15 protein-coding genes are annotated in these 14,440 nt (G+C 60.3%); all 15 read right to left on the bottom strand.

From position 1 onward, the window contains the following. Positions 1–52: 52 nt before the first annotated feature. On the bottom strand, positions 53–1,264 hold the full coding sequence (locus KVY02_RS02545) for a YeeE/YedE family protein (protein ID WP_081138857.1): 1,212 nt from the start codon (positions 1,262–1,264) through the stop codon (positions 53–55). 138 nt (positions 1,265–1,402) lie between these two features. Next, the gene (locus KVY02_RS02540) at positions 1,403–2,425 is read right to left on the bottom strand and encodes a tryptophan--tRNA ligase (RefSeq protein ID WP_096921537.1); all 1,023 of its coding nucleotides are present in this window, start codon (positions 2,423–2,425) and stop codon (positions 1,403–1,405) included. Positions 2,426–2,474: 49 nt separating this feature from the next. Beyond that, positions 2,475–2,930: a pilus assembly PilX family protein gene (locus KVY02_RS02535; RefSeq protein WP_081138854.1), complete on the bottom strand. Its 456-nt coding sequence runs from the start codon at positions 2,928–2,930 to the stop codon at positions 2,475–2,477. Positions 2,931–2,948: 18 nt separating this feature from the next. Further along, positions 2,949–3,416: a PilW family protein gene (locus tag KVY02_RS02530; RefSeq protein ID WP_081138852.1), complete on the bottom strand. Its 468-nt coding sequence runs from the start codon at positions 3,414–3,416 to the stop codon at positions 2,949–2,951. A gap of 17 nt (positions 3,417–3,433) precedes the next feature. Beyond that, positions 3,434–3,814: a type IV pilus modification PilV family protein gene (locus tag KVY02_RS02525; RefSeq protein ID WP_230478472.1), complete on the bottom strand. Its 381-nt coding sequence runs from the start codon at positions 3,812–3,814 to the stop codon at positions 3,434–3,436. Between the two features lie 25 nt (positions 3,815–3,839). After that, on the bottom strand, positions 3,840–4,238 hold the full coding sequence (locus KVY02_RS02520) for a type IV pilin protein (RefSeq protein WP_269799722.1): 399 nt from the start codon (positions 4,236–4,238) through the stop codon (positions 3,840–3,842). Between the two features lie 105 nt (positions 4,239–4,343). Next, positions 4,344–5,324 carry a 4-hydroxy-3-methylbut-2-enyl diphosphate reductase gene (ispH, locus tag KVY02_RS02515; RefSeq protein ID WP_016916032.1) on the bottom strand — a complete coding sequence of 327 codons (981 nt, stop codon included), beginning with the start codon at positions 5,322–5,324 and terminating at the stop codon, positions 4,344–4,346. Between the two features lie 36 nt (positions 5,325–5,360). Next, on the bottom strand, positions 5,361–5,804 hold the full coding sequence (gene fkpB / locus KVY02_RS02510) for an FKBP-type peptidyl-prolyl cis-trans isomerase (RefSeq protein WP_081138848.1): 444 nt from the start codon (positions 5,802–5,804) through the stop codon (positions 5,361–5,363). A 28-nt stretch (positions 5,805–5,832) separates the two neighbouring features. Then, the gene (gene lspA, locus KVY02_RS02505) at positions 5,833–6,369 is read right to left on the bottom strand and encodes a signal peptidase II (protein WP_016916030.1); all 537 of its coding nucleotides are present in this window, start codon (positions 6,367–6,369) and stop codon (positions 5,833–5,835) included. Continuing rightward, positions 6,362–9,193: an isoleucine--tRNA ligase gene (gene ileS, locus KVY02_RS02500; RefSeq protein WP_218314259.1), complete on the bottom strand. Its 2,832-nt coding sequence runs from the start codon at positions 9,191–9,193 to the stop codon at positions 6,362–6,364. Before ileS ends, lspA begins: the two co-directional genes overlap by 8 nt. Before the next feature lie 8 nt (positions 9,194–9,201). After that, positions 9,202–10,239, bottom strand: a complete 1,038-nt coding sequence (gene ribF / locus KVY02_RS02495; protein ID WP_026001968.1) for a bifunctional riboflavin kinase/FAD synthetase — start codon at positions 10,237–10,239, stop codon at positions 9,202–9,204. A gap of 102 nt (positions 10,240–10,341) precedes the next feature. Next, positions 10,342–11,919: a murein biosynthesis integral membrane protein MurJ gene (gene murJ, locus KVY02_RS02490; RefSeq protein ID WP_016916026.1), complete on the bottom strand. Its 1,578-nt coding sequence runs from the start codon at positions 11,917–11,919 to the stop codon at positions 10,342–10,344. A 99-nt stretch (positions 11,920–12,018) separates the two neighbouring features. Further along, positions 12,019–12,285: a 30S ribosomal protein S20 gene (gene rpsT, locus KVY02_RS02485; RefSeq protein WP_016916025.1), complete on the bottom strand. Its 267-nt coding sequence runs from the start codon at positions 12,283–12,285 to the stop codon at positions 12,019–12,021. Between the two features lie 233 nt (positions 12,286–12,518). Further along, positions 12,519–13,229 carry a mobilization protein gene (locus KVY02_RS02480; RefSeq protein ID WP_081138845.1) on the bottom strand — a complete coding sequence of 237 codons (711 nt, stop codon included), beginning with the start codon at positions 13,227–13,229 and terminating at the stop codon, positions 12,519–12,521. Positions 13,230–13,434: 205 nt separating this feature from the next. After that, positions 13,435–14,304, bottom strand: coding sequence for an RNA polymerase sigma factor RpoH (gene rpoH / locus KVY02_RS02475; RefSeq protein ID WP_026001966.1), 870 nt, complete (start codon positions 14,302–14,304; stop codon positions 13,435–13,437). Positions 14,305–14,440 lie beyond the last annotated feature (136 nt).

Raw genomic sequence — 14,440 nt, 5'->3', positions numbered from 1 at the left:
AACACCCCGGCCATGGCCGAGGTGTTCATCGAGTACACCAAAACGCTATCGATCAGCAGCTCTTGGCCGTGGGACGACGCCCCTCTTCCCCGGCAAAGAAAAACGGCCGCAGTTTCACGCCGATCATGTTGCCCGCAAATGCTGCTGCCATCCAGACCCAGCCATGCAGGCTACCCGACGCAATGCCGCTGAAGTAAGCACCGATATTGCAACCAAACGCCAAACGCGCACCATACCCCAGCAGTAGGCCACCAATCACAGCGGCCAACACCGAGCGCAGCGGAATACGGAAATTCGGTGCGAAACGCCCGGCCAGATGGGCGGCAGCCAGTGCCCCCAGCATGATACCCACGTTCATGACCGTCGTGATATCGCTCCATACGCTGGCTTCCAGCGCGGCCGCGTTACCCGGTGCTTGCCAATAACCCCACTGGCTCACATCGCCGCCCACCAGCTCATACGCCTTGGCGCCCCACAGCGCAAAGGCCGAGGTAATGCCCCAGGGGCGACCCGCCAATGCCAAAGTGGCAAAGTTGAGCAGCGCAAGGGCCACGGCCCCCGCCACCAGCGGCCAGGGGCCCGTGAGCCAGCGCTCCACGCCGGGCTTATCGACCGTGGGCACCTGCTCCAGCTGGCCATGACGGCGCTTCTCCATGATCACCGTAAAGGCGGCAATGGCAGCGAACAGCACCAGGCTGATGCCGATGCCGCCACCCACACCAGCCACATTGACCAACGACACCGGCTGGAAGGCGGGCAAACTTTGCCACCAGGTGAAATGCGCGGAGCCAATGACCGAGCCCACGATAAAGAACACCAGGGTAATCAGCATACGGGCATTACCACCGCCAGCAGTAAACAGCGTGCCCGAGGCACAGCCGCCCCCCAGCTGCATGCCGATACCGAAGATGAACGCACCGAACAGCACCGAAATGCCGATCGGCGAGACGAAGCCACTCACCGGCGTACCAAACAGCGACCCCGCCCCCAGCGCCGGGAAAAACAACACTACGGCAATCGCCAGCATGATCATTTGCGCCCGCAAGCCACGCCCACGACGCTCGGTAATGAACACCCGCCAGGCCGCCGTAAAGCCAAACGCTGCATGATAGAGCACCATACCCAGCAGGCCACCCACGATCATCAGCAGCCCGATATTGGCGCCAAAGATGACGCCAATCACGAGCGCCCCCAGCACAATCGCTGCCACGGCCAGAAGGGGCACGCGGTACGAGCTCGAAGCCACCATTGAGGTAGTCGCCATAATTCACCTGTTAGCAACGCCAAAAGCGCCTGCAACAGCAAGGCGCTTGGCTAAGTTGGACAATAGTTATAAGCCTAACGGCGAGGCGTAAACGCCGGAAATTCTTTATTGAAAGGTTAATATTCCAAAAGTGAATAATTAAACAAAACGCCCCAGCCCAACCACCGAACGCAGCTTATCCATGGTAATGGATGCCTCGGCACGGGCACGCTCAGCGCCTTTCTGCAATATGGCTTCGATATGGGCTGGGTCTTCCATCAAGGCATTATAGCGTTCACGCGGCGCGCTGAGATGGGCATTGAGGTATTCGAAGACCTGATCCTTGGCCTCTCCCCAGCCAATACCTTCCTCATATTGTTGACGCATGGTGGCGGTTTCGGCATCGCTGGCAAACGCGGCATAGATCTGGAACAGCGTACACGTGTCGGGGTCTTTGGGCTCACCAGGTTCCAAAGAGTTGGTCTTGATCTTACGCACCAGCTTTTGCAGCTTTTTCTCGCTGACAAAAAGCGGAATGGTGTTGTTGTAGCTTTTGGACATCTTGCGACCGTCCAGGCCTTTCAGCACCTCTGCCTTTTCGTTGACCACGGCTTCCGGCTGAGCAAAGTACTGCCCTTTGAACAGATGGTTGAAGCGCCCAGCGATATCACGTGCCATCTCGATATGCTGGATCTGATCGCGCCCGACCGGCACTTTATGGGCATTGAACATCAGGATATCGGCGGCCATCAGTACCGGGTAGCTAAACAACCCCATGGTAATGCCCTTGTCCGGATCCTGGTCGCCTGCCTCTTCGTTCTCGGCCACGGCGGCCTTGTAGGCATGGGCTCGGTTCATCAGGCCCTTGGCACAGACGCACGACAGCATCCACATCAGCTCGGGAATTTCGCTGATATCCGACTGGCGATAGAAGATGGCGTTATCGGTATCCAGACCCAACGCCAGCCAGGTAGCGGCGATCTCCATGCGCGATGCCTGAACACGCTTGGGATCCTGACACTTGATCAGGGCGTGAAAGTCGGCCAGGAAGTAGAACGACTGCACGTTAGGGTCCTGGCTTGCCTCGATGGCAGGCTTGATGGCCCCGACGTAATTGCCGAGGTGAGGCGTCCCCGTCGTGGTAATTCCGGTCAGCACGCGGGTTTTGGCTATCTGACTCATGATCTGGATCCAACTGAATAAAGGTGAAAAACGATACGCTATTGTACGCCTATTTCCAAACCACGACTGCCTGTCCATCCTCATGCAGCTCCAGCCGCACGAAGACGGGCTCACTCTGGGCCACGATGCCATCACGTTCAGACAGCACGGCCCCCAACGCCATGACCCATGATTCGCCTTGAAACACCACCGGCACGAACAGGCAGCCCTGGGATGGGCAATCCTGGGACACGCGCTGGGCATGGGGATGACCAAGATAGTCTTCGAAGCGCACCGTGGCGGGAACTTCTATCTGCGGCGCGCCTTCCCACGATAGCTCGTCGAATCGCCACAATGCGTGTGCCGCCGCACTCCCTGAGTTCATTTGAGCCTGCAGGGAAGCACGGAAATTGCCCGCGAGCCGCTCGTCCACCAGGGCGGACTGCATGCCCATCATCGCCGTGACCAGAGCACTGGCCAGCAGCACCATGACAATGACCAGCGCAGCGCCTCGCTGAGTGCTCATCTGCTCGAGCCCCCCAGGCTATTCATCCGGATGGAATAACGCTTCACGATGGGTCACATGAAAAGTGACTGCTTGACCACTGGGTCCTAACGGCAACACTACTTGATACACGTCAGGCGCCTGTCCAACGACGGTGCCGACGGGTTCATCGCGTGCACAGGAGCCCCCCTCTGCAGCCTGGAAGGTCACCAGCGGCTGCGCTCGCGACATATCCTGTAGTGTGCAGCGACACTCACTGGCTGACGGGACGCACTGTAACCGGTAGTACGGCTCTCCCGTAGCGTCGTATGCCCCGTGGCGCTGTAACGTGGCCGTAATGTGGGCAACGGAGAAAATCAGCGCCTCCTGCTGGCGCCCGAGACTTTCAGTCTGCCGAAATGTGTGCAGAGTACTCAAGAAGAGCTGCCCTGCCCCTATCACGATGATGACGCCCACCACCATGGCCACCATCATCTCGGTCAGGGTGAAGCCGTTTTGCCTCTCCATAGGCGCCGCCACACTCTTTAAAGAGGGAGTTGAAAAGGATAAACAAGCGACTGGGCGCTTGCGTCCAACGCGCTGTCCAGCCCGACCGTCACCTCGAACAGGCAATCTTGCCGAGTAATGGTGCTATCAGTCGCCCTGGCATGGCGGATAAGCGGCCCACCTGAAGCAGCGAACCAGGCCGTGTGCCAGGCACGCTCGATCTCAGCAAGCGGGATATCCTGACAGCCCTCGGCATGACGCGTTGCCGCCCAGACTCGCTCCTGGGCATCCAGCGCCGCTACGCTCACCAGCGTTTGCTGATAGCCGCGCTGCACGGCCTGCAAGGCTTTCAGCTGCATGGCAGCAATACTGATCAGGCCAAGTGACAGCACCACCAGCGCCACGAGTGCCTCGACCAAGGAGAAGCCGCCTTGCTGCCGGTGCTTACCAGCAGGCAGCTGGCAGCCTTTCGCCACGGGCGTTGTACTGCAAGTCTTGTTCGCAGCCATCGTCTCGCTCACTGGAAGCCGTTAGCAGGAAACCACCGTCTTCGTCACCACCATTGGCGACCGTAATGGCGTAGTTACCATCGGGCGAGGTGGCCGTGACGGTACAGCCATTGTAGGAGTATTGACGTGAATAGCAGCGCTCCATCTCGGAGGCGGCCTGAAGCAGGCCCGCATGCGCATCGGTGCGCAGGGAACGCTCGACATAGCGGTTATAGCTGGGGTAGGCGATACCGACGATGATACCGATGATCGCGACGGTGATCAGTAGCTCGATGAGAGTAAACCCCTGTGGGGGAAAGTTGCCACCCACAGGGGGGATAGAGCGATCTGGCACGCGCGGTGCTCCCGTATCAACTGAACCATACTTCGAGTATGTCCCAAACCGATACGCTTTGCACCTCCATGAACAGCTCAGGTGTTAACGCTGTCTCACTGTTGACTATTCACTAACGATCACACGCTCGCGTAGCTCTTTGGGCATGGAGAAGGTGATGTTCTCCTCACGCCCCTGCAGCTCCACGGGGGCTTCTGCGCCTAGTGTCTGTAACTGGTCGATGACGCCTTTCACCAGCACTTCCGGGGCGCTGGCACCAGCAGTGACACCAATGCGCTTGACGCCTTCGAGCCAGGCAGCCTCGATCTGCTCGGCATTGTCGATCAGATAGGCGGGGGTCCCCATGCGCTCGGAAAGCTCCCGCAGGCGGTTGGAGTTCGAGCTGTTGGGGCTGCCCACGACCAGCACCAGGTCGCTGTCCGCTGCCAGCTCGCGCACGGCATCCTGGCGGTTTTGAGTGGCGTAGCAGATATCGTCCTTGCGCGGCCCCTGGATCTCGGGAAACTTCTCACGCAGCGCGTCGATCACTTTGGCCGTGTCGTCCATGGAGAGCGTGGTCTGGGTGACGAACGCCAGCGCCGCAGGGTCGTTGACGACCAGATTGGCAACGTCCTGTTCGTCTTCCACCAGATAGATCTTGCCCCCATGGGAAGTGTCGTAGCGCCCCATGGTGCCTTCGACTTCGGGGTGGCCTTCATGCCCGATGAGAATGCACTCCTGGCCGCGTTTGGCATAGCGCAGCACTTCCATGTGCACCTTGGTGACCAGCGGACAAGTGGCATCGAAGACTTTCAGACCACGCTGTTCGGCATCCTGCTGAACCGCTCGGGAAACGCCGTGGGCCGAGAAGATGACGATCACATCGTCGGGCACTTCATGGAGTTCTTCGACGAAGACGGCCCCGCGCTCGCGCAGCGTTTCCACCACGAAGCGGTTGTGCACGACTTCATGGCGCACATAAATCGGCGGGCCGAAGACATCCAGCGCGCGATTGACGATATCGATCGCACGGTCGACCCCGGCGCAGAATCCGCGCGGGTTAGCCAACTTGATCTGAATGGGCTGAGATGACTCTGATGACTGCATAAATGCGCCTTGATGCAACCTGCATCGCTCGGGAAATTAGTGTTTGGTGATCGGCGTGACGTTGAGAACTTCGACCTCGAACGTCAGCGTGCGCCCTGCCAGCGGGTGGTTGAAATCGACCTCCACGCGGTCACCTTCTACTGTTTTGACCACGCCCGGCAGTTCCGTTCCCGCCTTGTCGGCAAACGACATGACCATACCCACCTCGGGCTCGTCGTCACCAAAATCTGCTCGCTTCAAGGTCTGGATATTCTGCGGATTATGCTGACCGAAGGCATGCTCCGGGGTAATCTGGAATGACCCGCTCTGGCCGGCGGCCATGCCCTTGATGGGGTGCTCGAACCCCGGCGGCAAGTTGCCATCGCCATATTGAAACGTGGCAGCCGCTTTCTCTTTGGTGGAATCCACCACCGTGCCGTCCTCCAGCTTCAACGTGAAGTGGAGGGTGATTTCCATGCCATCGTCAATTAGGTAGTCCATAGTTCCTCACAGGTAGGCGCGGGGGCGTTCAGGCCATTTTTTTACGGCGTCGATCGCCCATGAACGACTCCCAGATAAGCCCCACGGCACCCAGCGTAATACCAATATCGGCCACGTTGAAAGCCGGGTAGTACCAGCCCGCCACGTGGAATGAGAGAAAGTCCACGACATAGCCGTGAATCAGCCGATCATACAGGTTGCCCAGCGCACCACCGATGATCAACGGCAGCGCGATGGCCAGCAGCTTTTCGTCTGCCCGTACCCTGGAGAGCCACACGGTCAGCCCGATGCTGGCGCCAATGGCCACCGTGGCAAAGAACCAGCGCTGCCAGCCAGGATGGTCAGCCAGGAAGCTGAAGGCCGCGCCGGTATTGTGCAGCAGGGTCAGGTTGAAAAACGGCAGCACTTCAACCGGCTGTGCATAACTCAAAAAATGGCTGGCGGCGTATTTGGTCAGCAAATCCAGCACGATCACCGCCACCGCCAGCCATAGCCAGCGCAGCGGCCGCCGCATGGGCGGACGCTGGTGGGTCGACGCTTCCGTGCCGCTCACGGTGTTAGGCATAGTAACGAATCTCTCCACTGCCTTCGGGCAAGTTGCTCACACAGCGGCCACACAGGTCCGGATGGGCGGCAAAACTGCCCACATCGGCGCGGTGGTGCCAGCAGCGCTCGCACTTGGCATGCTCACTGGCGTTGACGGCTACCTTCAAACCCTCAAGCTCGGTACTTTCGGCACCGGCCGCATCGGCCAGCGGTGCCAGATGCACTTCACTGGTGAGCATCACAAAACGCAGCTCGTCGCCCAGCTTGGCCAGCGCCGTGTGCAGTTCGTCGTTCACGTAAAGCGTGACTTCCGCCGCCAGGCTGCCCTTGATCACTTTGGCGTTACGGGCATCTTCCAGGCACTTGTTCACCGAGTGCTTCACTTCCAGCACCTGCTCCCAGAACGCCCGGCCCATCTCGGCGCCCTCGTCCAACGTGGAGAGGCCTGTGTAGTAGGTCTCCAGCAGCACGCTGTCGCCACGCTGGCCGGGGATATGCTCGAAAATCTCTTCGGCGGTGAACGACAGAATCGGGGCCACCCAGCGGCTCAACGCTTCCACCACGTGATACAGCGCGGTTTGCGCACTGCGACGGGCCAGCGAGTCGGTTTGCGTGGTGTACTGGCGGTCCTTGATGACATCCAGGTAGAAACCACCCAGCTCCCGTGCGCAGAAACCGTGCACCTGCTGGTAGACATCCAGGAAGCGGTACTCTTCATACGCTTTTTCGATACGGCCCTGCAGCTGAGCCGCACGGTCCACTACCCACTGGTCCAGCGCCAGCATATCGCCGAACGCCACTTGATCCCGAGCAGGGTCAAAACCGCTCAGGTTGGACAACAGGAAGCGGGCCGTGTTGCGAATACGGCGATAGACGTCGGCCGTACGCTTGAGAATTTCGTCGGAGACGGCCATCTCGCCGGAGTAGTCCGTCGAGGCGACCCACAAGCGCAGAATGTCCGCCCCCAGCTTGTCCATCACGCTTTGCGGGGCCACCACGTTACCGATGGACTTGGACATCTTGCGCCCCTGGGCATCGACGGTGAAGCCGTGGGTCAGCAGCTGCCGGTAAGGCGCATGCCCATCGATGGCCGCGCCGGTCAGCAGCGAGGAGTGGAACCAGCCCCGGTGCTGGTCCGAGCCTTCCAGGTAAAGGTCTGCCCGGGGGCCACTCTCATGGCCATGGGGGTGCGAGCCGCGCAGCACGTGGCGGTGGGTGGTGCCCGAGTCGAACCACACGTCCAGCGTGTCGGTGACTTTTTCGTAGTCGGCGGCTTCCGCGCCCAGCAGCTCGGAGGGTTCCAGCTTGAACCACGCTTCGATGCCCTCTTGCTCCACGCGCTTGGCGGCCTCTTCCATCAGCGACACGGTGTTCGGGTGCAGCTCACCGGTCTGCCTGTGCAGGAAGAAGGGGATCGGCACGCCCCAGTTACGCTGACGGGAGATACACCAATCCGGGCGGTTGGCAATCATGCTGTGCAGGCGCGCCTGCCCCCAGGCAGGGGTGAACTCGGTGGCTTCGATACCGGCCAGCGCCCGTTCGCGCAGGGTCTTGCCATCCTTGCCTTTGATATCCATGCCGACGAACCACTGGGCCGTGGCACGATAGATGACCGGCGTCTTGTGGCGCCAGCAGTGCATATAGCTGTGCGTGATCGGCGTATGGGCCATCAGCGCGTTCACGTCACGCAGCTTGTCGATGATGTTCGGGTTGGCTTTCCAGATCATCTGACCGCCAAAGAAAGGCAGGTCGTCGATATAGACACCGTTACCCTGCACCGGGTTGAGCATGTCGTCAAAGCTCATGCCGTAAGCGCGGCAGGTGTTGAAGTCGTCTACCCCGTAGGAGGGGGCCGAGTGAACGATACCGGTGCTGCCGACCTCGGACTCCACATAGTCCGCCAGATAGACCGGCGAGAGGCGGTCGTAGAACGGATGGCGGAAATTGATCAGATCCAGGTGTTTGCCCTGAGTCGTCGCCACCACGCCACCTTGCAAGCCAAAACGCTCCAGGCAGCTCTCGACCAGCTCTTCGGCCAGCAGCAGCAACCGCTCGCCGGTATCCACCAGCGCGTAGGTGAAGTCGGGGTGAACGTTCAGCGCCTGGTTGGCGGGAATGGTCCAGGGCGTGGTGGTCCAGATCACCACCGCCGCAGGCTTGGCCAGCTCGCTCAGACCGAACGCCGCTGCCAGCTTGTCGGCATCTTCCACGGGGAAGGCCACGTCGATGGCGTCAGATTTTTTATCAGCGTACTCGACTTCCGCCTCGGCCAGCGCCGAGCCACAGTCGAAGCACCAGTTGACCGGTTTAAGCCCTTTGAAGACGTAGCCCGCTTCGACCATATCGGCCAGGGCGCGGATCTCGCCCGCCTCGTTGGCGTAATCCATGGAGCGGTAGGGGTGATCCCAATCACCGATGATCCCCAGGCGCACGAAATCCACCAGCTGGGTTTCGATCTGGGCACCGGCGTACTCACGGCACAGCTCACGGGCTTTATCGGCCGGAAGGTGCTTGCCATGGGTGGTCTCGACCTTGTGCTCGATAGGCAGGCCGTGGCAGTCCCAACCCGGCACGTAGGGTGCATCGAAGCCCGCCAGGTTCTTGGACTTGACGATGATGTCCTTGAGAATCTTGTTGACGGCGTGACCGATATGGATGCTGCCGTTGGCATAGGGAGGGCCATCGTGCAGGACGAACAGCGGTGCCCCCGCACGGGCTTCGCGCAGGCGCTGGTACAGGTTCATGTCCTGCCACTGGGAAACGCGCCCTGGCTCCTGCTTCGGCAGCATGCCGCGCATGGGAAAGTCGGTTTCTGGCAGGTTTAGCGTGTGCTTGTAATCCATAGTTCCGGTCAGCCGTCGTTAGCATCGGCGTCGTTATCCGCCGAAGTGAAATCAGAAGAAGCGGTCTCACGCCCAAGCGGGGCCGAGGCCAGCGGAAGAGTACGTGCTACGCCAGCCTCAGCCGCCGCAAAATAGCGGCGCGCCCTGGCCTGGTCGTGTTGAATCTGCGCCTTCAGCGCGTCGAAATCGTCGAACTTCACTTCCCCGCGCAACCGTGCGCAAGGGTAAACCGTCAGCCGCTGACCATACAGGTCGCCGGAAAAGTCCAGCAGATGCACTTCGAGGGTGGGCCGTTTGGCCCCCACGGTGGGCCGAAAACCGACGTTGGCCACGGCGGGCAGGCGAGCACCGTTCGGCAGCTCGGCCACCACGGCAAACACGCCGCGCAGCGTCAGCGGCTGGGGCAGTAGCGGCAAATTGGCCGTGGGCACACCGATGGTGCGCCCCAACTGCTGATCGCGCACCACGCGGCCATGCAGCGAATAGGCCCTGCCCAGCAGGCGCGCCGCCACCTCGAAATTGCCGCTGGCCAGCAAGGTACGCACCCGGGTGCTCGATACACGCTCCCCTGCCACCGTGAAGGTGTGGGTATTTTCGACGCCAAACCCATGGTGACTGCCCACGGCTTCCAGCAGCTCGAAATCGCCCTGGCGATCACAGCCAAAACGGAAGTCATCCCCTACCACCAGATGGCGGACGTTCAACCCCTGGATCAACACCTGGTCGATGAACTGGCGGCCGGTCAGGCTGCGCAAGGCGTCGTTGAACGGCAGGCAAAGCACCTGTTCCGCACCGTGGTCGTGCAGCAAGCGCACTTTTTCCCGCAGCCGCGTCAGACGAGGCGGCGCCTGGTCACCCGCAAAGAACTCCCGTGGCTGCGGCTCGAAGACCACCACGGTCAAGGGCACTCCCAGGCGGGCCGCGTGCTCTCGGCACTGCTGCAGGATCGCCTGATGGCCGCGATGCACGCCATCAAAATTACCGATGGTCGCCACGCAGCCACGCTGAGAGGGTGTCAGATTGTGCAGACCTCGAATGACGTGCATGGCACCTCTGCCGTCTTGAAAGCGTTTGATTATAACGAACGTGCTGGCCTGGTGCAGGTCAAGATTGCCATCGGGCCATCTTGACCAACGCCCCGCCTCAGCCTAGCTATTCATCCTGAAATGCCGTGGGCGCAGCCCCAGCGCCGTCAGCCACAGAAAATAGAGCCCACCGCCAAGTACGACCAGTCCGGACACCCAGCGAATCCGCTGCCACATGCCGAACTCCAGCCACGCCTGCCAGTGGGGCGACACGAGATAGAGTGCCACCCCCATCAGCAGGCTGCCCCCACCCAGCTGCACCGCGTACCGCCCCCAGCCAGGCTGAAACACCAGCACGCCCTGACGATACAACAGGTAGCCCAGCAACCCCGCGTTCAGGAACGCCGACAGCGCCGTGGCCAGCGCCAGCCCTGCGTGCGCCAGCGGCCAGATCAGCAGCAAATTGAGCAGCATGTTGGCGACCATGGCGACGATCCCGACCTTCACGGGGGTTTTGGTGTCCTGGCGGGCAAAGAAGCCAGGGGCCAGCACCTTGATCAGCATGAAGGCCACCAGACCGAACGCATAGGCGCGCAGACTCATGGCTGCCATCTGAATATCCACCTCGGTCATCGCCCCATAGTGGAACAGCGTGATCAGGAAAGGCTCGGCCAGCACCGCCAGCGCCAGCGCCGCAGGCACGCCCAGCAACAGCACCACGCGAATGGCCCAGTCCAGCATGGCAGCGAAATGTTCGCTGGACTGCTCTGCGTGGCGCTTGGAAAGCGCGGGCAGGATGATGGTACCAATGGCTACCCCAAACACGCCCAGCGGCAGCTCCACCAAACGGTCCGAGTAGTAGAGCCAGGAGACGCTACCGGCTACCAGCAGCGACGCCAACACCGTATCCAGCAACAGGTTGATCTGCGACACCGATACGCCAAACAGCGCCGGAGCCATCAGCTTGAGAATACGCTTGACCCCATCATGGGCGAAGTTGGGCCATGGCGTTGGCAATAGCCCCAGGCGCAGCAAAAACGGCACCTGAAAGGCGAGCTGGGCAGCACCGGCAATCAGCACCCCCCAGGCCAGCGCCATGGCAGGCTCTTCCATCAGAGGCATTAAAAACAGCGCCGCCCCGATCAACGAAAGATTGAGCAACACTGGCGTAAACGCAGGAACGGCAAAGCGGTTCCAGGTATTCAGAACACTGCCGGAAAAGGCCGTCAAGGAAATCAGCAGCAGGTAGGGGAAGGTCAAGCGCAGCATGTCGGCGGTCATGGCCAGCTTGTCGGGGTCACGCCCAAAGCCTGGCGCAAACAGCCATACCAGCCAGGGCGCACCGAGCATGGCAAACGCCGTGATCAGCGCCAGGATGGCGGTCAGGCTGCCCGCCACCGCATTGAGCAGCTCACGAATTTCCTGCTTGCTGCGCTGGGTCGAGTACTCCGACAACACCGGCACGAAGGCCTGATTGAAGGCCCCTTCGGCGAACAGTCGGCGCATGAAATTGGGAATCTTGAACGCCACGAAGAAGGCATCGGACCCGTTGCCCGCCCCCAGGAAGGTGGCAACCACCACATCCCGCACCAGCCCCATGACCCGCGAGATCATGGTCATGGCGCTCACCACCAGTCCAGAGCGCATCAGCCCTCGGCGCGGCGGCGACATATTGGCTTGCGGCGGTGTCTTCGCACTCATCACTGGTTCCATACTGAGAAAAGGGGGGCTCAAGCAGCACGGGCAACGTTTGGACACAAAAAAACCGGCCGCAGCCGGTTTTTTAGGGCGACTGCCGGCTTACGCCGCCAGAGCCTTGATGCGCTTGTTCAAGCGGCTTTTCAGGCGCGCTGCTTTCTTCTTGGAAAGCACGTCCTTGTCAGCAATACGGTCAACGACCGGCTGCATGACCTTGAACTCTTCCATGGCCTTGCCATGATCGCCAGTGTTGATCGCCTTGATCACGCGCTTGATGTAAGTGCGGACCATGCTGCGCTGGCTGGATTTCAGGACGCGACGAGTCTCGGCCTGGCGGGCGCGCTTGCGTGCTTGCTTGCTGTTCGCCACAGGTATCTCCTTGGAGAATAAAGGTTGCCCATCAACGGCAACGGATTAACTATGTGTCTGTCGGCTGGCAATTGCCTTGGCACGACATTTCCGTACGGATCTTTCCACAACAACCGATTGATTTGGCAGCACTTTCAATTCTGCCAAATAGTGTAACGAGCAGTCATTTCGCTGCCCGTTCACGGGTCTTGTCTGAGAGGATGGCGTAGTCTATCACGCGTCAAGCGTGCTTGCTAGCCGTTGTCAATGGTTTCAAGCTGCGACTTCAGCTTCTCGAGCTGCTCGTAGGACTTGCGCAACCACACCTTCATGCGCTGGCGTTCGGCGATGTTCATCAGGCTGCGGTCATTGGCCACCGCCCAAAAACTGCTGTTGTTGAAGTCGATCTTTTGGGTCAGTTTGGTATGCAGCCGTGGCAATTCGATCACCGCGGCTTCTTGTGCCACGGCCTGCTGATACACCCTGGACTGCTGGAAGCGCTCGAAGCTGTCGCCGCGTCCCAGGTTCTGCACCACGACGAGACTGACCGGCTGCCCCTGATAGCGGTCCAGCACCTGCTCCAGCAGTGTCACCGAGTCTGCGCCATCGTCCATCACATGCCACCAGACCACTTGCATGCCCAGCTCATTGAGCAGGCCAAAGACATCGGTCTCCTCGACCCAGCGATTGATCGGCTGCGCCGACTGAGCCGCCAGGTCGATGATCAGGTCACGCTCGGGGTGCTCTTCCACGGCAGAGAGCATGCCGTCCAGGCTGTCATCGTCACCCACCACGACGGCAGAGGCGTAGTCCTGATAAAAGCGTGAAAACGTCCCGTGGGAGGCATCACAGTCAAAGCCCAGAAAGGGCCACTGATGATCGATGTAGTACTGCGCCAATACCCGCGCCGTCATTGACTTGCCTACACCGCCCTTTTCACCACCAATGAAATGAACCTTGCCCATCCTTGCCTCTCCGCCGTCGGGGCCCAATGCCCAAAGGGAAATCTAGCAGGAAAGGCAGAGCGAAAAATAGACAAGGCGCAGAAATAGTCGCGGGCATTGCCGTAAAGCCAACCTGCACCAGGCAAAAAGCCCGATCCCTCTCGGGCTCGGGCTTTTCAGCGTTAGGCGGTGGCACTAAGTAGCAGCACCACCCAACAAGCTCACATCATGCAGCGATGGCAGCATCACCCATTTTCTGACGAAGCTTTTTCATGGCGTTCTTTTCGAGCTGGCGAATACGCTCGGCGCTCACCCCGTAAACATCGGCCAGGTCATGTAACGTGGCTTTGTCATCGGTCAGCCAGCGGCGCTGGAGGATATCCCGAGAGCGGTCATCCAGTGCCTGCAAGGCCAGCTGAAGGCGGCGCGTCGAATCCTCTTCGAAGTCGCTATCTTCCAGCTGCGTCGCCGGGTCTGCCGAAGCGTCGTCGAGGAAGTAGGCAGGTGCCTGATAAGCGCTCTCGTCGTCATCGCCGGGCGCTGCGTCGTAGCCAGCGTCGAACGCCGATAAACGGCCTTCCATGTCACGCACGATTTCCGGCTTGACGTCCAGGTCCTTGGCGATGGCGTTGACTTCGTCGTTGTTCAACCAGGCCAGACGCTTCTTGGCGCTGCGCAGATTGAAGAACAGTTTGCGTTGTGCCTTGGTGGTGGCAATCTTGACGATACGCCAGTTGCGCAGCACGAACTCGTGGATTTCTGCCTTGATCCAATGCACCGCAAAGGATACGAGGCGCACGCCCTGATTAGGATCGAAACGCTTGACGGCCTTCATCAGACCAACGTTGCCTTCCTGGATCAGGTCGGCCTGGGGCAGGCCGTACCCCGAATAACTGCGAGCGATGTGGACAACGAAGCGCAGATGCGACAACACCAGACGACGCGCCGCTTCCAGGTCGCCTTCGTCATAAAGGCGAAACGCCAGCTCACGCTCTTCTTCGACGCTCAATACGGCAATGCCGTTGACCGCCTGAATGTAGCCGCCCAGATCGTTGCCTGGCGACAGCTGTCCCACCGGTAGAAGACTAGTGCTCATGTGCAAACGGTCTCCCTTAAAACCTTTCGTGGTCGACGCGCAGGCAATACTCGGCCAGCGCATCTGGAATTGACTGATAAGACCCTGGCCAACCGTCAAGGTTCACTAGGCCAGTTCATCAGCGGTAGCACCTCTT

Source organism: Halomonas sp. 18071143 (genome assembly GCF_019211725.1).
Taxonomy (GTDB): Bacteria; Pseudomonadota; Gammaproteobacteria; order Pseudomonadales; family Halomonadaceae; genus Vreelandella; species Vreelandella stevensii.
Note: the sequence above shows the minus strand (reverse complement) of the source record. Positions and strands in the feature narration are given on the sequence as shown.

What these genes read in the sequence shown, in the direction of transcription:
- KVY02_RS02540 (WP_096921537.1), bottom strand. Translation starts at nt 2,425, where the DNA reads ATGAGTCAGATAGCCAAAACCCGCGTGCTGACCGGAATTACCACGACG.
- KVY02_RS02530 (WP_081138852.1), bottom strand. Translation starts at nt 3,416, where the DNA reads ATGGAGAGGCAAAACGGCTTCACCCTGACCGAGATGATGGTGGCCATG.
- rpoH (WP_026001966.1), bottom strand. Translation starts at nt 14,304, where the DNA reads ATGAGCACTAGTCTTCTACCGGTGGGACAGCTGTCGCCAGGCAACGAT.
- fkpB (WP_081138848.1), bottom strand. Translation starts at nt 5,804, where the DNA reads ATGGACTACCTAATTGACGATGGCATGGAAATCACCCTCCACTTCACG.
- ribF (WP_026001968.1), bottom strand. Translation starts at nt 10,239, where the DNA reads ATGCACGTCATTCGAGGTCTGCACAATCTGACACCCTCTCAGCGTGGC.
- murJ (WP_016916026.1), bottom strand. Translation starts at nt 11,919, where the DNA reads ATGAGTGCGAAGACACCGCCGCAAGCCAATATGTCGCCGCCGCGCCGA.
- lspA (WP_016916030.1), bottom strand. Translation starts at nt 6,369, where the DNA reads ATGCCTAACACCGTGAGCGGCACGGAAGCGTCGACCCACCAGCGTCCG.
- KVY02_RS02545 (WP_081138857.1), bottom strand. Translation starts at nt 1,264, where the DNA reads ATGGCGACTACCTCAATGGTGGCTTCGAGCTCGTACCGCGTGCCCCTT.
- KVY02_RS02480 (WP_081138845.1), bottom strand. Translation starts at nt 13,229, where the DNA reads ATGGGCAAGGTTCATTTCATTGGTGGTGAAAAGGGCGGTGTAGGCAAG.
- KVY02_RS02535 (WP_081138854.1), bottom strand. Translation starts at nt 2,930, where the DNA reads ATGAGCACTCAGCGAGGCGCTGCGCTGGTCATTGTCATGGTGCTGCTG.
- ispH (WP_016916032.1), bottom strand. Translation starts at nt 5,324, where the DNA reads ATGCAGTCATCAGAGTCATCTCAGCCCATTCAGATCAAGTTGGCTAAC.
- ileS (WP_218314259.1), bottom strand. Translation starts at nt 9,193, where the DNA reads ATGGATTACAAGCACACGCTAAACCTGCCAGAAACCGACTTTCCCATG.